Source organism: Acetobacter sp. DmW_136, from assembly GCF_008690365.1.
Taxonomy (GTDB): domain Bacteria; phylum Pseudomonadota; class Alphaproteobacteria; order Acetobacterales; family Acetobacteraceae; genus Acetobacter; species Acetobacter oryzifermentans.
In genome coordinates this window covers 1-618 of the sequence record NZ_VHON01000073.1, presented here as the reverse complement: position 1 = coordinate 618, position 618 = coordinate 1, and the positions used below count along the sequence as shown (strand labels likewise).

Annotated in this window: 1 protein-coding gene; it reads right to left on the bottom strand. The window is 49.2% G+C overall.

The window, feature by feature from the left end; all coding sequences use genetic code 11:
* Window positions 1-618 (bottom strand): Hint domain-containing protein (locus tag FKW31_RS15350; protein WP_193562097.1); only part of this gene is annotated, 618 nt, incomplete at both ends.

Below are 618 nucleotides of genomic sequence, written 5' to 3'. Positions count from 1 at the left end.
TAGGAGGTGATGGATTTATCGTAAAAAATGGAAGATCCATTCACCAACATGCGCACAGGCACAAACCTGCCTTCAAAGAACAGGCAATGTTCAGATGTAATCAGCATATCCTTGTAAGGCACACCATCTGCAATGGCATTCTTAAGGATACGCACAGGGTAACCTGCCTCATCATCCGGCAATCCTGCGCGCACAGTGGCATGCGCCTTACCGGCCCATGTCACTTTACGAACAGTGCTTTGTCCATCTGCAAATGTCAGAACATCATCACCCAGTTGCAGTGTTTCAACAGCAACATCACCACATGGTGTGCGGATCATGGAGCCAGCCAAGAAACAGACTTCATAAACAGCATTGCCATCTGCATCAGAAGAAAGTGCATACCCATACTGGCTGACATCATCAATGTGCAGCGTGACAGACCCACCCTCGTTAAACGACAAGGTGACGTAGTTGCCATCTGCTGAATAACTGGTGGACGTAATATCGGCTGCCTTAACCCCGGCAAGCACAATCCCGTCCGAGTTTCCCGCAGAAGCTCCATCAAAACCTGTCACTTCTGTCGTAACGGTTGTGGCGGAAGATGTCTCAACACCCTCCAAAGTCAGCCCTGTATTG